Source organism: Enterobacter mori, assembly GCF_025244905.1.
GTDB lineage: Bacteria > Pseudomonadota > Gammaproteobacteria > Enterobacterales > Enterobacteriaceae > Enterobacter > Enterobacter mori_A.
This window is the reverse complement of record NZ_CP104285.1, coordinates 1,142,424-1,160,068: the sequence shown is the minus strand read 5'-3', so window position 1 is coordinate 1,160,068 and position 17,645 is coordinate 1,142,424. Positions and strand designations below refer to the sequence as shown.

At 61.0% G+C, this 17,645-nt stretch carries 12 protein-coding genes; 4 read left to right on the top strand and 8 right to left on the bottom strand.

What is annotated here, in order from left to right; translation table 11 throughout:
* Positions 1–42: 42 nt before the first annotated feature.
* Genes N2K86_RS05450 through N2K86_RS05440 form a run of 3 tightly spaced genes read right to left on the bottom strand, consistent with a single transcriptional unit; the run spans position 43 to position 3,108 of the window.
* Positions 43–927 carry an efflux RND transporter periplasmic adaptor subunit gene (locus N2K86_RS05450; RefSeq protein ID WP_260660743.1) on the bottom strand — a complete coding sequence of 295 codons (885 nt, stop codon included), beginning with the start codon at positions 925–927 and terminating at the stop codon, positions 43–45.
* Positions 924–1,139: a DUF1656 domain-containing protein gene (locus N2K86_RS05445; protein ID WP_153656278.1), complete on the bottom strand. Its 216-nt coding sequence runs from the start codon at positions 1,137–1,139 to the stop codon at positions 924–926. Before N2K86_RS05445 ends, N2K86_RS05450 begins: the two co-directional genes overlap by 4 nt.
* Complete coding sequence (locus N2K86_RS05440; RefSeq protein ID WP_260660742.1) at positions 1,132–3,108, bottom strand: FUSC family protein; 1,977 nt, start codon at positions 3,106–3,108, stop codon at positions 1,132–1,134. The genes N2K86_RS05445 and N2K86_RS05440 overlap by 8 nt, the downstream gene beginning before the upstream one ends.
* Positions 3,109–3,184: 76 nt before the next feature.
* Between N2K86_RS05440 and N2K86_RS05435 the strand changes: the two genes are divergently transcribed.
* Complete coding sequence (locus N2K86_RS05435; protein WP_153656280.1) at positions 3,185–3,979, top strand: AraC family transcriptional regulator; 795 nt, start codon at positions 3,185–3,187, stop codon at positions 3,977–3,979.
* Here N2K86_RS05435 and N2K86_RS05430 read toward each other — a convergent pair.
* Entirely contained in the window at positions 3,976–4,866 is an 891-nt protein-coding gene (locus tag N2K86_RS05430; protein ID WP_260660741.1) for an oxidoreductase, read from the bottom strand. The two genes, N2K86_RS05435 and N2K86_RS05430, sit on opposite strands and share 4 nt — an antisense overlap.
* A gap of 105 nt (positions 4,867–4,971) precedes the next feature.
* Here N2K86_RS05430 and N2K86_RS05425 point away from each other — a divergent pair, with 105 nt between their 5' ends.
* Positions 4,972–6,093, top strand: coding sequence for a YbdK family carboxylate-amine ligase (locus N2K86_RS05425; protein ID WP_260660740.1), 1,122 nt, complete (start codon positions 4,972–4,974; stop codon positions 6,091–6,093).
* Here the strand turns inward: N2K86_RS05425 and N2K86_RS05420 are convergent.
* From N2K86_RS05420 to N2K86_RS05410, 3 genes are all read right to left on the bottom strand, one after another.
* Positions 6,023–9,178 (bottom strand): efflux RND transporter permease subunit, encoded by a 3,156-nt coding sequence (locus N2K86_RS05420; RefSeq protein ID WP_260660739.1) that lies wholly within the window; start codon positions 9,176–9,178, stop codon positions 6,023–6,025. The genes N2K86_RS05425 and N2K86_RS05420 overlap by 71 nt on opposite strands.
* Before the next feature lie 9 nt (positions 9,179–9,187).
* Positions 9,188–10,252, bottom strand: a complete 1,065-nt coding sequence (locus N2K86_RS05415; RefSeq protein ID WP_260660738.1) for an efflux RND transporter periplasmic adaptor subunit — start codon at positions 10,250–10,252, stop codon at positions 9,188–9,190.
* A gap of 122 nt (positions 10,253–10,374) precedes the next feature.
* The gene (locus N2K86_RS05410; RefSeq protein WP_260660737.1) at positions 10,375–13,083 is read right to left on the bottom strand and encodes a cation-transporting P-type ATPase; all 2,709 of its coding nucleotides are present in this window, start codon (positions 13,081–13,083) and stop codon (positions 10,375–10,377) included.
* Between the two features lie 479 nt (positions 13,084–13,562).
* Between N2K86_RS05410 and N2K86_RS05405 the strand changes: the two genes are divergently transcribed.
* On the top strand, positions 13,563–13,811 hold the full coding sequence (locus N2K86_RS05405) for a DUF1158 domain-containing protein (RefSeq protein ID WP_260660736.1): 249 nt from the start codon (positions 13,563–13,565) through the stop codon (positions 13,809–13,811).
* Here the strand turns inward: N2K86_RS05405 and N2K86_RS05400 are convergent.
* Positions 13,797–15,365 carry an alpha/beta hydrolase-fold protein gene (locus N2K86_RS05400; RefSeq protein WP_260660735.1) on the bottom strand — a complete coding sequence of 523 codons (1,569 nt, stop codon included), beginning with the start codon at positions 15,363–15,365 and terminating at the stop codon, positions 13,797–13,799. The genes N2K86_RS05405 and N2K86_RS05400 overlap by 15 nt on opposite strands.
* Before the next feature lie 123 nt (positions 15,366–15,488).
* Here N2K86_RS05400 and N2K86_RS05395 point away from each other — a divergent pair, with 123 nt between their 5' ends.
* Positions 15,489–17,633: a TonB-dependent siderophore receptor gene (locus tag N2K86_RS05395; RefSeq protein ID WP_260660734.1), complete on the top strand. Its 2,145-nt coding sequence runs from the start codon at positions 15,489–15,491 to the stop codon at positions 17,631–17,633.
* Positions 17,634–17,645 lie beyond the last annotated feature (12 nt).

The following is a 17,645-nucleotide window of genomic DNA, read 5'->3' as shown; positions in this document are numbered from 1 at the left end:
CCCACCACATTTTTTCAGAAGCGGTAAGTTTCGCATATGTGTTTAAGGCTGACTATCCCCAGATTTTCGCCCCACCGCCACGCTCGCCGACAGCCCCGACACCAGCTCAACTCCCTCCGGCAATTTGTCGATATGAATGCGTACCGGCACGCGCTGCGCCAGCCGCACCCAGCTAAAGGTGGGCTCGACGTCGGGCAGACCCAGCCCGCCCGTTTCGTCGTTACTGTCCCCGATCCCGTGCCCGATGCTCTCCACGTGGCCCGTGATGACCGGCTCGTATCCCATCAGAACAACCTGCGCGGCATCCCCGACGCGAATATGGCGCAGCTTGGTCTCCTCAAAGTACCCCACCACCCAGAAGCTGTGGGCATCGACGATGGCAACCTTTGTTTCCCCCGCCGTCGCGTAGTCTCCGGGGCGAAGCCGCAGGTGCGTGACGTACCCCGAGACCGGCGCACGCACGGTGGCGTGCGCCAGATTAAGCTCTGCCAGATCCAGCGCGGCCAGCGCGCCGTGATAATTGGCCGCCGCGACGTTCGCCGCGCTGCCGGTTTGCTGCAAATCCTCGCTGGAGATGGCGTTTTTAATCAGCGTGCGGCGATGGGCCGCATCCTGGCGCATCAGCATCTCATGGCGTTTCGACTCAACGTCCGCCTGCGCGCTGACCACCGCCAGCTTAAGCCAGCGCGGATCGATAGCGTAAAGCACATCGCCCCGGTTCACCCACTGGTTATCCCGGACGGCCACGCTGATGACCGGCCCGGAGACATCCGGCGCAATCTGCACCACATCGGCCCGCACGCGGCCGTCGCGGGTCCATGGCGTTTGTGCGTAGTGTTTCCACATCATAAACGCCAGAAGCGTGGCCGCCGCGACGGTGCCCAACGTCAGCGCATAGCGAGCCAGTAAAGAGAGCAGTGATTTCATGACAATAACCCCAACGCGGTCAGACCCTGCATCAGCAGGAAAAAGGTGACAATCCAGGTGGAAACATCCATCAGCGGGCGAAACGGTAAGCGCCGGTAGAGCCTGCTGAGAGAGAAAAGCGCGACGAGGCTCAGCGTGCAGACCAGCGCCGCGAGGGCGGCCATCAGTAACCCCGGAATAAAAACGCCGCCGATATTGAGATCGTTAATCATGGTCTGGCCCCTGTAATGCACAGTGCAGCTCCACCAGCCTGAAGACAAACTGGCGCGTATGTTCATCTGCCGCAGGCAGATAGCGCGCGATAAGGATGGCGATGCGTTCGCGTAAGGCGTGGCGGTCTGCGGCGTTTATCCGATGCAAAAGCGCGTCAACCTCCCTGCCGGGCGGTGTGTCACTGCGGCGTAAATGCATGACCGAAAGTCCCAGGCGCAGCGCGTGCAACAGCCGATCGAGCGCCTGCTCTGGCGCGCGCTCGCTGCGCTGCAAACGCGGCAGCACCAGGGCGGTTCGGTCCATCATCAGGTTAATCCACTGCGTTTCGTCGACCCGCAGCGTGCCCTTCACGCTGCGGCGAATATCACGCTGGCACAGGTTCAGCAGACGCGTGATGGCGCCGTCCGCCTGCACGGTTTGCAGCAGGCTCATGCCGATGACGGCAAAACCCGTCGCGGCAAATAGCGCAATGGCGGTGTTGGCCGCAACGGCGAAGTCTCCGCTGTAGTGCGCTCCCAGCTCGCACAGAATGGGTAGCGTCAGGGTAATACCCATCGCCATAAACGTGGTCGGCGGGCGAGCCTGTAGCGACCCGGCCAGCAGATACGCCGGGGCAAGCACCGCCACCAGCACCGGGAAATCGCTCACCTGCGGCAGCAGCGCAAAGCTGTAGAACAGGCTAATGACCACGCCCCAGAACGAACCAATGATGTATTTCACGATGTGCGGTGCCGGGGTGTCGAAGCTGCCAAACAGCGTGCAGCAGACCCCCAGGATAGACACCGCCGTACCGCCGTCCGGCCACGCCGAGAAGATCCAGACCAGACAGCCGCTCAGAATAATGGCGAAAGCCCCCAGCGCCGTGCGGGCTGCGGTAAGAGGATCGCGGTGGAAAACGTAGCCTTTCCCCGTGCGGGTTTGCATCTCCCCAAAGAGGGGTTTGGCGTGGTGGATGGCCCCGGAAAGACGTTCGCACTGCTGCAGAAGAGCGATTGCCTCCGCGAGGTAGCGAATAAAACTGACCTGCAGCGCGTCGTCAAACGTCTGCGTCTGCGCGGCATACCGATCGATGAGAAGCGCACAGCGGAGCCGTAACGCTTCTGCCGTGCTGCTGGCGCCTTCACCGGCAAGCCAGGCCTGAACGTCCTCCAGCAATGCCTGCGCGTCGGCGGGCAGGGTTCCGATTGCTGGCAGGCGATCGTGCAGTTCACAGTTGACGATAACCAGCCGCGCCAGCCGGTCGTGGATCGCCTTTCTGGCCTGCCGCACCGGGGCTGAGAGGGCAAAATCATACGGAATGTGGTGGCTTATGCCCTGCAGAAACTGCAGCGCCAGAGCCAGTTGCAGCGGGCCGGAAGCCGCATCGGGTTTACCCGCTAAGGTATCCGCCACCCGTTCGCGCGCCGCCTGAAGCGTCTGGGATAGCTTAGCGTTGAACTGGCCCGATACGCGCGCGGGCAGCACGTAGCGGTGAATCAGCGCCGCGCAGAAAATCCCTATCGCGATCTCCTGCACGCGGACGATGGCGACGTTAAAGATGCCGCCGGGATCGGACACCGCCGGAAAGCCAATCAGGCTCGCGGTGTAGCCCGCCAGCACGAAGGCATAGGCCCGGGGCGTGCGCTCCAGCAGGGATAGCCACAGGCAGAACGTGATCCAGCCCGTCAGCACCACGCTGCACAGGATCGGCGTATTCACGAAGGTGGGCACAATCAGAACGGTCGCGCAGGCACCCGCCACGGTACCGGCCAGCCGGTAGAGGCTTCTGCTCAGCGATGCCCCTACCGACGTCTGCGACACGATGTAAACCGTAATAATCGCCCATGAGGGACGCTCGAGGCCGATCGACAGCGCGATGTAATAAGCCATCATCGCCGCGGCAAAACTCTTCGCGGCGTAGATCAGCGCGCCCGCATCGTTTCGCAATGCGGCGGGCAGGCGCACGGAATGAGAGAGGAATGTATTCATGCCGGGATTATTACCGGCTTACAGACGTGCTCAAATACTCTATTCTGTCAAAAAATACCTGAATGTTGCCAAAATCATGAAGCTTCAACTCGCTAATATGCTGTATGACCCTGACTCTACTGCCTGCCCGGCGGTGGCGCGTCATCTGGACTTCGTGGATTACGCCGCGGAAGTGCCGGTACATACCCACCGCAAGGGGCAGCTGATTATTGCCCGATACGGTGCGGTCAGCTGTTACGCGGAGAATGATATCTGGATCGTGCCGCCGGACTGCGCCGTCTGGATCCCCGGCGGGATCCCGCACAGCGCCAAAGCGACCTGGAACGCGCATCTTAACTATTTGTTTATTGAGCCCGGCGCGGCGGCGCTGCCGGAGAGATGCTGCACGCTGGCGATCTCGCCGTTGATTAAGGAACTGGTCGATCGTCTGACGCGCGAAGGCGTGGATTATCCCCCCGACAGCCACGTCGCCAGGCTGACCAGAGTAACCCTTGATGAGCTCGCCAGCATGCCGCAGCAGAAGCTGAGCCTGCCGGTCTCGACCGATCCGAAAATTCGCGCCATGGCCGACGCGCTGGTTACCCGCCCTGAGGACAGAAGCACCCTGAAGGATTGGGCAAAACGGCTCGCTCTCAGCGAGCGCTCGTTTGCACGCCTGATGCAGCGCGAGACCGGGCTGAGCTTCGGGCGATGGCGCCAGCAGCTGCATTTGATTATTGCCCTGAGGGAGCTGGCAAGCGGCGTACCCGTCCAGAACGTGGCGGCAACGCTCGGGTACGAATCCGTGAATGCGTTTATCACCATGTTCAGGAAAGCGATGGGCAGCACGCCCGCCCACTACTTTGCCGAACGGAAAAACAGCGGCCGTTAGCCCGGCCCCTCGCTCCCCGCCGCCAGCAGCGGCACCACCACGTCGCTAATCGGCACCGCAATGCCGTGCTTGCGGCCGTAGCGCTGGATAACGCCGTTGCGGATATCCCATTCCATCGGGCGATCCGCCTGACGGTCGGCGAGGATCGACGTGCCCAGGTCCTCAGGCGCACGCTGGAAGTTCGCCAGGATCTCCTGGGCCACCGCATCGTCCAGCTTCGCCCCTTCGGCGCGGGCGACGGCAAGCCCCTCACGCAGGTAGGCCAGCGCAAGTTCGCTGATATCCTCGCGCCTGAACATTCCGGCGCGGCGGTTGGACAACACCATCAGCCCGGCGACCGCGTTTTGCAGCAGCTTGCGCCAGGCGACGGTGGCGAAATCTATTGAAAGCTCAACGTCACAGCGCGTTCCGCGAAGCGCCTCTACCACCCGCTGCGCGTGCGGCACGTCCGGCAGCGTCAGGCGAGGTTTGGCCCGCAGCCAGACGGAGGCATCCGGCTCGCGCTGTGCCGGAAACCAGACCACCGACGGCAGCACCGTTGCGCCGTTAACCCACGGCTCAAGCTGGGCTTTTTGCTCCACGCCGTTTTGCAGCGCGCAGACCACGGTATTTTCATCGCACAGCGCGCGCAGCCATCCGGCGCTGTCGGCATTTTGCGTCGTTTTTACTGCCACAAAAACGAGATCGACGGGGCGCGTGATGACGTTCGGATCGGTTAATACCGGACCCGGCACGACCGTTTCACCGTCGTCGTAGCGCAAACGCAGTTCAGGATGCGCGGTGCGTCCGCACAGCTGCGGCGTGCGGCCCGCGTCGTGCAGCACAGCGGCGATGGTGGTACCAATTGCGCCAGGCCCAATCAGCGCAATCACTGGATTGTCAGACATGGTTAACTCCCCTTTTCGCTAAGCCTGCTAACAGTTATACCACCCTGAAAAGTGAGCGCCACGTCGTTGTCTATACTCAACACACAACAGACAACGGAGTGCGCCATGCCTTTACCTGATTTCAAATCCTCTGAACCTTTTACCCTCGGCATCGAGCTTGAACTGCAGGTGGTTAACCCGCCGGGCTACGATCTGAGCCAGGACTCCTCCGCGCTCATTGCCGCCGTCAAAGACGACATCAAAGGCGGCGAAGTCAAACACGACATCACCGAAAGCATGCTCGAAATTGCCACCGGCGTGTGCCAGAACATCGACCAGGCGGCGGCACAGTTCTCGGTGATGCAGCAGAGCATTCTGCGCGCGGCAGCGGATCAGCACATTCAGATCTGCGGCGGCGGGACGCACCCGTTCCAGAAGTGGCAGCGTCAGGAGGTGTGCGACGACGAGCGCTATAACGTCACGCTGGAGCGCTTTGGCTATCTTATTTTGCAGGCAACGGTATTCGGCCAGCATGTACACGTGGGGTGCCGAAACGGGGACGACGCGATTTACCTGCTGCACGGCCTGTCGCGCTTCGTGCCGCACTTTATCGCCCTGGCCGCCGCCTCGCCTTATATGCAGGGCACGGACACGAAGTTCGCCTCGTCGCGGCTCAACATCTTCTCCGGCTTCCCGGATAACGGTCAGATGCCGTGGGTCAACAGCTGGCAGGAGTTCGAGGGGCTGTTCCGCCGCCTGAGCTCCACCAGCATGATCGACAGCATTAAAGATCTGCACTGGGACATCCGCCCCAGCCCGCATTTTGGCACCGTGGAGGTGCGGGTGATGGATACGCCGCTGACGCTCGGCCACGCGATCAACATTGCCGGACTGATTCAGGCGACGTCGCACTGGCTGTTGACCGCGCGGCCCTATAAGCATCAGGAAAAAGATTTTCTCCTGTACCGCTTTAACCGTTTTCAGGCCTGTCGCTACGGGCTGGAGGGGATCCTGACGGACGTGCATAGCGGCGAACACAAAACCGTGGCGGAAGATATCGCCTGGCTGCTGGAGCAGGTTGCGCCGTCGGCCGAGAAGCTCGGCGCGACGAGCGCCATCAATGAAATTGCCCTGCTGTTAAAGCAGGGCAAGAGCGAGGCGCAGCGCATGCGGGACTTCATCGCTGACGGCGGCTCGCTGATTTCTCTGGTTCAGAAGCACTGCGAGCTGTGGGCGACGAGTCCGTAAGGCCGTGGCCCCACTCGCGCAGGCGCTGGAACAGCACGAACAGCGCGGGGATAAACACAATCCCTACCACGGTTGCCACCAGCATGCCGCTGAACACCGTGGTGCCAATGATGCGGCGGCTCTGGGCACCCGCCCCGGTCGCCAGCATCATCGGCAGGACGCCGATGATGAACGACACGGCGGTCATCATCACTGCGCGGAAGCGGCGCGATGCCCCTTCCCGCGCGGCATCGACAATCGCCATCCCGTCCATCCGCCGCGCGCGGGCGAACTCCACGATAAGAATCGCGTTTTTCGCCGCTAACGCGATCAGCAAGACCAGACCGATCTGCACGTACACGTCGTTGGCGTAGCCCGCCAGCCATAGCCACACCAGCGCCCCGCCGATGGCGAACAGCACCGAGAGCATCACGCTCGCCGGGAGCGTCCAGCTCTCGTACTGGGCGACGAGGAACAGCCACGCCATCACCACCGCCGCCAGCACAATCCATACCGCCTGGTTGCCGGTCTGCTGCTCCTGATACGACATGCCGCTCCAGGCGTAGTCGTACCCGGCAGGCAGGCTCTGCGCCAGAATTTCGCCCATCGCCGCCATCGCGGTGCTGCTGCTTACCCCTTCCGCTGCCGAACCGCTTACCGATACCGACGGGAACTGGTTGTACTGCTGAATAAATGGCGCGCCGACGGTCGGCGTGATGGTGACGAGGTTGCTCAGACGCACCCGTTCGCCGCTGTTGCTGCGCACGAACAGCTCGCTGATTTGCTCCGCGCGCTCGCGCCACTGCATCTCGTTCTGCATCACCACGTGGTAAACGCGGTTGTTGACGCTGAAATCCCCGGCGCGGGTGCCGCCGAAGGCGGTTTGCAGGCTGCTGAAGATGCGCGACACCGGCACGTCGAGCCGGGCCGCACGCTCGCGGTCAACGGTCAGCGTTAGCTGCGGCACGTTGCTGCTCCAGGTGGTGAACACGCGGCTCAGCTGCGGATGCTGGTTGGCTTTTGCCAGCACCTCACGCGTGACGCGCTCCAGCTCCGCCGGGCTCTGCCCCGCCTGCGCCTGAATGCGCAGGTCGAAGCCGGAGGCGTTGCCCAGCCCCGGCAGCGTCGGCGGCGCAAAGGTCATGATGGTGGCTTCCGGCAGGGCCAGCAGCTGGCGCTGAAGATTGCCCATCACCTCGTCCAGCGGCGGACGCTCGCTCCAGTCTTTGAGCATGATGGAGATAAACCCGCCGTTGGAGGCGCTGGTGCCGTTGAGGATGTTAAATCCTGACACCTGAATCACGTCCTCCACCGCCGGGTCTTTAGCGATAAGCTCGCGCGCGGCAGTCATCACCGCTTCGGTGCGTTCCAGCGAGGCTGCCTCTGGCAGCTGGACGCTGGCGAAGAAGTAGCCCTGATCCTCCTGGGGCAGGAAGCCTTTTGGCATCGACGTAAAGCTGAATACCACAACCGCCGCCGCGCCTGCGGTGGCCAGCAGCGCCAGCCACGGGCGCAGGTTTAAGACACGTACAATGCGGGTGTAGAAACTGCGCGTGGCGTCCAGCCCACGGTTGAACCCACGGAAAACGGCGGCGGGCTGTGCCGGACGCGGGCGCAGTAGCATCGCGCAGAGCGCGGGCGTCAGGGTCAGCGCCACCAGGCTTGAGAGCGTGACGGCGGTGGAGAGCGTCACCGCGAACTGGCGGTACAGCTCGCCCACAATTCCCGGCAGGAGCGCTACCGGCACAAACACCGCCAGCAGCACCAGCGTGGTAGCAATCACCGGCCCGGCAATCTGGCGCAGCGCCAGCGCGGTCGCTGCCGTGCGGCTCTGCCCTTCCGCCATCAGGGTTTCGACGCTTTCCACCACCACGATGGCATCATCCACCACCATGGTCAGCGCCAGAATAATGGCGAACAGGCTCAGCGTGTTGGCGGAGTAGCCGAGCGTGTAGAGCACCGCAAAGGTGCCCACCAGCGACACCGGAATGGCGAGCGCGACAATCAGCGTCGCGCGCCAGCTTTGCAGGAACAGGGAAACGACCACCACAACCGCCAGCATGGTCAGCGCCAGCGAGACGCCAATCTCTTTAATGGTGGCGGCAACGAAGGTGGTGGTGTCGAATTTTACCTCGTAGACCAGGTCGTCCGGGAAGCGCGTCGAGAGACGCTCCAGCTCCGCGCGCACCGCGTCGGCCACGCGCAGGGCGTTGGCGGACGGCGTTGGGTAGATGCCAAGGTAAGCAGAGTCATGCCCGTTCAGCTGAGCGCCCGAGCTGTAGCTGCGCGAGCCGAGCTCGATGGTGGCGACGTCCTTCAGGCGCACCAGCTGGCCCATCTCCCCGGCGCGAATAATGATGTCGGCAAAGTCTTCGGCCTGGCTTAAGCGCCCCAGCCCGTTGATGGTCAGCGTCTGCTGCTGGCCGTTGAATACCGGTGGCGTACCGATCTGGCCCGCCGCTCCCTGCACGTTCTGCTCGCGCAGCGCCTGCGCCACGTCATCGGTGGTCACGTTCAGGGCGTTCATGCGGTCCGGCCGCAGCCAGATGCGCATGCTGTAGTCCCGCGCGCCAAACATCTGCACCTGTCCCACGCCCGGCAGACGCGACAGCGCCTCGCGCACCTGCGTGCTGGCGTAGTTACTAACGAACAGCGGCGTGTGGGTGTTGTTCGGTGAGTAAAGGCTTACTCCCATCATCAGGTTGGTGGCGCGCTTGCGCACCTGCACGCCGTTTTGCTGTGCCTCGGTCGGCAGCTGCGCCACGGCCTGCGCCACGCGGTTTTGCACGTCGATGGCGGCGAGGTCCGGATCGGTCCCCGCCGCAAAAGTGATGTTCAGGCTGTAGGTGCCTTCATCCGAACTGGTGGACTCCATATAGAGCATGTGATCCACCCCGTTAAGCTGCGTCTCCAGCGGCGTGGCGATGGCCTCCGCCACATCAGCCGAGCTGGCGCCCGGCCAGCTGGCAGAAACATTCACCACCGGCGGGGTGATCTGCGGGTACTGCTCCACCGGAATGATCCTCAGCGCGATGGCCCCCAGCAGGGTGATGACCAGCGCAATCACCATCGCGAAGCGCGGGCGTTTGATGAAAAACGTCAGCATGATGGCTCCTTAATTCAGTATCTGGACGGCAGCGCCGGGCTGCACGCGCTGCGCGCCGTCGGTAATCGCTCGCTCACCGGGCTTCACGCCGGAGGCAATCTGAAACTGCTGGCCGATCTGGCCGGCCACGTTTAGCGGGCGCCTTTCGGCGTTGCCGTCGGCATTAACGACCCAGGCGAAGAACCCGTCGCCGTTCTGCTGGACCGCGGCGGCAGGCAGCGTCAGCACCGGCTGCTCGCTTGCCGGACGCAGGTAGACGTTCACATTGCCGCCGGGCAGCAGCTGATGGCGCGGGTTGGCGAACTCGGCGCGCAGCATCACGCTGGCGGTGCGCGGGTCGATGCGGTTGTCCACGGAGGTGAGTTCCCCGCTGACGCGCTGGCCGTTGCTGTCAATCAGCGCCTGCCAGGCCTGCTTCATGGCGCTGATATCCGCATGCTGTCCGGCTTTAGTGGCAAACGCCCCCTCTTCCAGCGCAAAGGCGATGCGGATCGGGTCAAGCTGCACTACCTCCACCAGCACGCCGCTGGCAGGGTTGACCAGGCTGCCGACGTGGAACTGGCTGTGCCCCACGCGCCCGTCAATCGGCGAGGCGATGCGGGTGTAATTCAGGGTGACGCTGCGGGTGTCGAGACGGGCTTTGGCCTGCTCCAGCGCGGCGCTGGCGACGTCCCGCTGCATGCGTGCATTATCGACGTCGTGACGGCTGATGGCGTTGCTGCTGCCCAGGCTTTCAAAGCGGGAAAGCTGCTGCTGCGCCTGACGCAGCGTGGCTTCGGCGCTTTTCACCTCGGCCTGCGCCAGGCGCAGGGCGGCGCGCGGCTCGGCGTCGTCCAGCTCAAACAGCACCTCGCCTTTTTTCACGTACTGCCCGTCGCGGAAGTGAATTTTGGTAATCACGCCTTCCGTGCGGGCGCGCAGCTCAACGGTGTGAATGGCTTCGATGCGGCCCGGGATCTGGCGCTCGGCGGCGTGGGCGGTGTGCTCCACGGTGGCAACGCGAACGGGGATGGCAGCGGCGAAGACGGGTTGCAGGGTACTGACAAGAAGTGCTAACAGGACCGGGAATTTCATGGGAGTACCTCAGCGTTGTTTCTCCCCTCACCCCGGCCCTCTCCCCAAAGGGGCGAGGGTGTTTTAGTTCCCTCTCCCCTGTGGGGAGAGGGTTAGGGTGAGGGGGAAGGTTTTAGGTTTCGTTATGCAGCCTTACGGAACCTGCGGGTCAGTCGCTTCTCGATTTCGACGATGAAGAACATCACGCCTGCAACGGCCAGCGTCACGAACCAGTAGCGCAGCGGCAGCGCTTCGGTGCCGAACAGCATCTGCATAAACGGCAGGTAGATAATCGCCGCCTGGAGCAGGAACAGTACGCCCGTTACCAGCCAGATCCCTTTGTTCGCCAGCAGGCCGCGGTTGAGGGAGAACCCTTCGGTGTTGCGGCAGTTAATCATGTACACCCACTGGGCGCAGACCAGCATCTGCAGCAGCACGGTGCGGATGAACTCCGCGCTGTGGCCGCGCGGGGCCAGCCAGGCTTCCAGCGCAAAGGCGGCGATGGCAATCATGGTGCCGACGAAGGCCACGCGCCAGACGGCGTAGGCGTCCATTACGTGCTGCCCGGTCTGACGCGGCGGACGGCGCATGATGTTGCGCTCGGCGGCCTCAAAGGCCAGGCCGAAAGAGAGCGTGGCGGAGGTGGCCATGTTCATCCACAGGATCAGCACCGGCGTCAGCGGAATGATGTTCCCCGCCAGCAGCGCAATCACAATCAGCAGACCCTGCGCCAGGTTGGTCGGCATGATGAACAGAATGGTCTTCTTCAGGTTGTCGTAAACGCGACGCCCCTCTTTTACCGCGCTGGCGATGGTCGCGAAGTTATCGTCCGTCAGGACCATGTCCGCCGCCTCTTTGGTCACTTCAGTCCCTTTGATGCCCATCGCGATGCCCACGTCCGCCTGACGCAGCGCCGGGGCGTCGTTCACGCCGTCACCGGTCATGCCGACGATTTCACCTTTATCCTGCAGCGCTTTCACCAGGCGCAGCTTATGCTCCGGGCTGGTACGGGCGAAGATGTCATACTTCACCGCCGCTTCCGCCAGTTCGGCGTCGTCCATCTTCTCCAGTTGGTAGCCGGTCACCGCCTGCTCGCTGTTAGCGATCCCCAGCATCTGGCCGATGCTCATCGCCGTCTGCGGGTGATCCCCGGTGATCATCTTCACGCGGATCCCCGCCTGCTGGCAGGCGTTAATCGCCTCAATCGCTTCCGGACGCGGCGGATCCATCATCCCGGCGATGCCGAGGAAGATCAGGCCGTGGCTCAGGTCGTCGTGCGTCAGCTCCTGCTCGCCGTTCGCCGGCTTGAACGCCGCGGCGACCATGCGCAGCCCCTGACGCGCATAGCGCTCCATCTCGCTTTCCCAGTACGCGCGGTTGAAGGCTTCCGCACCGTTGCGGGTCTGCTGCTCGGCGCACAGGGCGAAAATCACGTCCGGCGCGCCGGTGATCAAGATCTGCTCCTCACCGCCAATCTGGTAGTGGGTGCTCATGTACTTGTACTGCGAATCGAACGGGATCTTGTTGACCAGCGTGGTCACGACAGGCTCGAGGTTAGCCTTGGCCGCCAGCACCTTCAGCGCCCCTTCGGTCGGCCCACCGGTAATGCCCCACAGGCCGCGCTCGTCCTGAATCATCTGGCTGTCGTTGCACAGATCAACGGTGCGCAGGTACTGCTCCAGCACGGTGCCCGGCTGGATCTGCACCGGCTCATCGCTGCCTTCCAGGTAGAGGTTGCCCACCGGCTCGTAGCTGTTGCCGTCCACGCGGTAGCAGGCGTCGGCGGTGATGATGGCTTTCACCGTCATCTCGTTCATGGTCAGGGTGCCGGTTTTATCCGAGCAAACCACGGTCATCGCGCCCAGGGTTTCAACCGTCGGCAGCTTGCGGATAATCGCCCGCTTGCGCGCCATCGCCTGCACACCCAGAGAGAGGATGATGGAGATAATCGCCGGCAGACCTTCCGGTACGGACGCAACCGCCAGGCTAATCAGGGAGAGCAGCAGCTCGCCCATTGGGATCTCGCGGAACACCAGGCTGAAGACGAACAGCGCCGCCATCATTGCCAGGATAATGGCGAAGATCGCTTTACCCAGCTTGTCCATCTGCACCAGCAGCGGCGTGCGGTGCTTTTCAATACCCGCCATCATCTGGTTGATGTGGCCGAGCTCCGTATCCTTACCGGTCGCGGTGACCAGGCCGACGCCACCGCCCGCGCTTACGGTCGTCCCGGAGAAGACCATATTGGTACGGTCGCCCAGCGGCAGTTCGCCGCTCAGCGGATTAATGTGTTTATCCACCACGGTGGATTCACCGGTCAGAATCGCCTCTTCCACGCGTAAATTATGCGCTTCGATTAAACGCATATCCGCCGGAATACGATCTCCCGCGCGTAATACAATAATATCGCCCGGGACTATTTCAGTTGTGGGTATAGTTTCATGATTGCCGTTACGAATAACGCGCGCCTCGCTGGAGAGCATATTGCGAATACTCTTCAGGGATTTTTCCGCGTTGCTTTCCTGAATATGCCCAATTAAAGCATTGATTACCGCGACGCCCAAAATAACCAGCGTATCCACCCAGTGGCCCATTACTGCCGTTAATACGGCTGCGGCCAGCAGGACGTAAATCAGCACATCATTAAAATGGGCCAAAAAACGCAGCCAGGCGGGTTTACCTTTTTTCTCCGGCAGCGCGTTCGGACCTGATTTTTGCAGACGCGCCTGCGCCTCTGCACGATCCAGGCCGCTGGCCTGGCTCTGCATGTGCGTAAGCACCTGCTCTGCGGTCTGCTGGTATGCCAGCCCGCCGGAAGGCGGCATGTTTGGGGACAATTTTTTTTCGGTCATCGTATTTTTCCTTCAATATCCGGTGAACTGAAGCCTGAATTCCTTTCTGGCTTAAATAAATTCATTTTTAAGTCTTGCGGGTAAAATTGATCTACCGCAATATAATCACTTCTCGGTTATTCAAAACTGATTAAAACTATTTCGATGACCTGATTTTTACAAAATATTTCTAAACCAACGCTAAACGAGGGGGAACCATGTTTGGTATTTATCGCGGACGACGCCTGGCGTTATACATTGTCGCAGCCATTGTTATTGCGACGTTAATTGGATACAGCACTTATATGTTTGTAAAATTATTTTCCTGATACAGACGTTTATTTACATAACGCGATATTAATATGAACACCGGGCCGTATGTTGTTATTTATTCGCAGTAATAATGTCTTCTTTTTATTCAAAAATGCCCGAGGGGCTGATATTGCTTTACGATACAGAATGCCGGACAATGCCATTTTTAACTGACGATTAACATTACGATGAAACACCCGTTAGAATCGCTGCTTACAGCGGGGGGCATTTTATTGCTGGCCCTGATCTCCTGCCTGCTGTTACCTGCGCCGTCGCTGGGTCTGGTGCTGGCGCAGAGGCTGATGACGACCTTCCACATGGTCGATCTGAACCAGCTCTACACCATTCTGTTCTGCCTGTGGTTTTTAGCGCTCGGCGCCATCGAATTCTTCATCCTGCGTTTCGTCTGGCGCCGCTGGTTTTCACTGGCGTCGTAAGCCGGTGAAATCGCGCATGCCGTGGAGCAGCGCTTCACACCAGGCCGCGAAGTCGTGACCGCTGGATGAGGGATGGAAGCTGACGCGATACCCTTTCTCCCTCAACGCCTGTTCGAAATCCTGCGTTGTGCGATAAATTCCCCCGCCCGGCCCCGTGGTTTCAAACTTTCCGGCCTGCAGCCAGAAGCGCACCGGATACGGCGGCGACTGCTGATATTGCCGCGTCAGCCAGCCGGGAGCCTCCCCTTTCGGCGCCCACCAGTACGAGCCTGAAAGGCTCAGCACGTTACCAAACAGGCGTGGATAGCGCAGCGCCACCCAAGACGAGGCAATGCCGCCGTAGCTCGACCCCGCCAGCACCGTTTTCTGCCGCTGCGTCGCGATGCCCTGCCCTCGCAGCCAGGGCAGCAGCTCATGCGCCATAAAGTCGGCGAAGTCCGGGTTCGGTGGCAGCTCGTTGCCGCGTCGGGCGTGATCGAGGCTGTCGATAAACACCACGTTAATCGGCGGAAGATGGTGGCGGGCAATAAGACCGTCCAGCACGTTAGCGAAATGGTACTCGTCCTGATAAATCTGCCCGTCGAAGAGGATTAACGTCCAGCGGGCTGGCTGCGCACCCCGCGGTTTATAGATCATCACCTCGCGGGAATTACCGAGGATTTTGCTGGTGATGCTCTGGCGGCTTAATGACCCGTGGACCAGCGGCTGGGCCGTGGCCTGCACGGAGCAATAGCGTGCCGGGCTGAGATCGAGCAGCGAATAGCGGTTCCAGCGATCCGCCTTCTGTTCACCAAAGGTATTCGGGTTGAGCGGATCGGCCTGGGCACTCACCAGGATCGCGCGGCGCTGGTCGCGAGGAGAGCCGTCAACGCTCGGCACATCCGGGGCAAGCTTGTACTGCATCACCGTGTCGGCGGGCACCACATAGCTGCGGAACCAGACGTCGCTGTTGCCCAGGCGGAACAGCGGGTCGTGATCCCCCGCCGGTGAGCCGAGAATAAAGACGTTATCCCGCGCGCCGCGCCACAGAAAGGTAACGCGCTTATGTTCTGCGTCTACCGGCTCCACCATCGGCGTTCCCTGCCGAATCTGCGTCTGCCAGAACGCGTCGGTACTCCCTCCGGCAGCAATCTCTTTTGCCAGCGCCTGAAGCGTCGGGCTTTCAGGTGCCAGCATCTGTACGCGCGGTAATGCAGATGTCTCTTTCATCCGCCACTGAAAACGCCAGGGTTTACCCGCTTCGCCGTGCAGGACCAGCGAGGTGCTCTGCTTTACCGGCAGGGCAAAAAGCAGCGTGTGTTCGCCATCGGCGGGCCCGTTTTCAATCAACGTACGAATGCGGCGGTTCTGCCCGTCCAGCAGGCGGGCATCCGTTACGCCATGCAGCGTGGCGGAGACATAATTTTCAGCAAGCTCAGGCAGCATAAAACAGACTTCACCGCTGGCATCAAACTTCCCCTGGACGTCTCCCTGCCGGGAAGAGTGTTCGCAGGTTGCCGCCACCGCAGGTAGCACACCTATCCCGAGTAATAATCCGCTCCATACCCTCTTCATTACCGCTTGTTCCCCGACGAAATTTGTTATCAACGCTAATGCAAATGGTAATAATTTGCAATATCATCTAACGCGTTTTAACGGTGTTTTAATGGCGATAGCAACCAAGGATGAGTAGAAAAAATGTTTAAGAATAATAAGATAATGCAACTGTGGCTGCTGAGTCTGGCGACGGCCAGCGTGGCGGCTCAGGCTGAAAATAGAGAAGAAACCATAACGGTGACGCAGGGCGTGAGTGAAGAACCCACCGCCCCGGTAAAAGGGATTGTGGCAACCCAAACGCTCTCCGCGACCAAGACCCGCGCGGAGATCGTAAAAACGCCGCAGTCGGTATCGGTGATCACCCGCGATCAGATGAACATGCAGGACGTGACGTCCGTATCGCAGGCGCTGCGGTACTCGGCGGGGGTGTTTACCGAGTACCGCGGCTCGTCGAACCGTAACGATGAGGTGTTCGTGCGCGGCTTTAGCTATGTGCCGAAATTCCTCGACGGTCTGAGCTTCGGCGCGACAGCCTCGTCCCAGACGGGTACGATTGACCCGTGGCTACTGGAGCGCGTGGAGCTGGTGCGTGGCCCGGCGTCGGTCCTGTTTGGTCAGGTCAATCCGGGCGGATTAATCAGCATGACCAGCAAACGCCCGACCACGGAATCCATCCATAACGTGCAGTTGCGCACCGGCAATAACGATCTGGCAGAAGGCGCATTTGATTTCGGCGGCAAGCTGAGCGATGACGGCCGCGTGCTGTATCGCGTCAACGGTATCGCCCGTACCCAGCACAATCAGGTGGATGATTATAAAGAGACGCGGATGGCGATTGCGCCTGCCATCACCTGGTACCCGAACGACCAGACCCGCTTTACGCTGCTGACCAGCTACCAGAAGGATCCGGATGCGGGCTACCGCAACTTCCTGCCCGCCTACGGCACGGTCAAAAGCGTTGACGGGAAATACATCCCGCGCGACTTTAACGTCAGCGATCCGAATTACAATCAGTCCTGGCGCGAGCAGACGACGATCGGCTACGAGCTGGAACATCAGTTCGCCGACGACCTCACCTTCCGCCAGAACGCGCGTTACGCCGCCATCAAACAAAAATACCGTTACCTCGTTTACACCACCAGCGCGGCTAACAGCACGGTATTAACGCGACGCGCGCAGCATGAAGAGCGCACCACCAATGAATTTGGCCTGGATAACCAGCTTGAGTATCTGCTGGAGAGCGGCAGCGTCAGCCACACCCTGCTCGGCGGATTCGACTACAAGACCAGCAAAGATAAACAGCTGCTGGAACGCGGGAGCGGTTCACAGTATGACCTCGACTGGACGAACCCGGTGTACGGTGTGAACGTGGATGAAAGCACCTTCAAAACCGCCAGCGACGAGCAGCAAAATCTCGACCAGATGGGGCTGTATTTGCAGGATCAAATGAGCTGGAACAGCTGGGAATGGCTGGTTTCCGGGCGCTACGACTGGAGCGAAGTACGAACTAACGACTTCACTGACGGCAGCGTTACCCAGCAGAACGACAGCAAATTCACCTGGCGAACCGGCCTGCTGTACGCGTTCGATTCTGGCCTGTCGCCGTACGTCAGCTACAGCACCTCGTTTGAACCGAACCTGCAAACCAATCGCGCGCCGGGCGTCGCGCCCTTCAAGCCAACCACCGGGGAGCAGACCGAGATTGGCCTGAAGTATCAGCCGGTCGACAACACGCTGATGACCCTCGCGCTGTACGATTTAACCCAGGACAACGTGGCGACCTACAACAGCGCCGAAGGCTGGTTCGAGAACGCGGGCAAGGTGCGTTCGAAAGGCGTTGAGGCGGAAATCCACTCTACGCTGATGGATAACATCAACCTGATTGGCTCATATACCTACACCGATGCGAAAACCAAAAGCACGACGGTGGCGGGAACAGAAGGCAAAACGCCTGCGCGTATTCCCGCGCATATGGCATCGGCCTTCGCCAGCTATACCGTGCCGGGCGGCGCGCTGAAGAGCCTGACCGCCGGCGTGGGGATGCGCTACATTGGCACCAGCTACGGCGATGCGAAGAACACCTTCAAGGTGCCGTCGGTGGATCTGTATGACGCAATGGTGAGCTACGATCTGGGCGAGATGAACCGCAGCCTGAAAGGGGCGAGCGTGCAGTTCAACGTCAATAACGTGGCGGACACGAAGTATGTGGCGTCGTGCGCAAGCGATACGGCGTGCTTCTACGGGATTGGCCGGACGGTGACGGCAACGGTGAATTACCGCTGGTAAGCATGGTGCGGT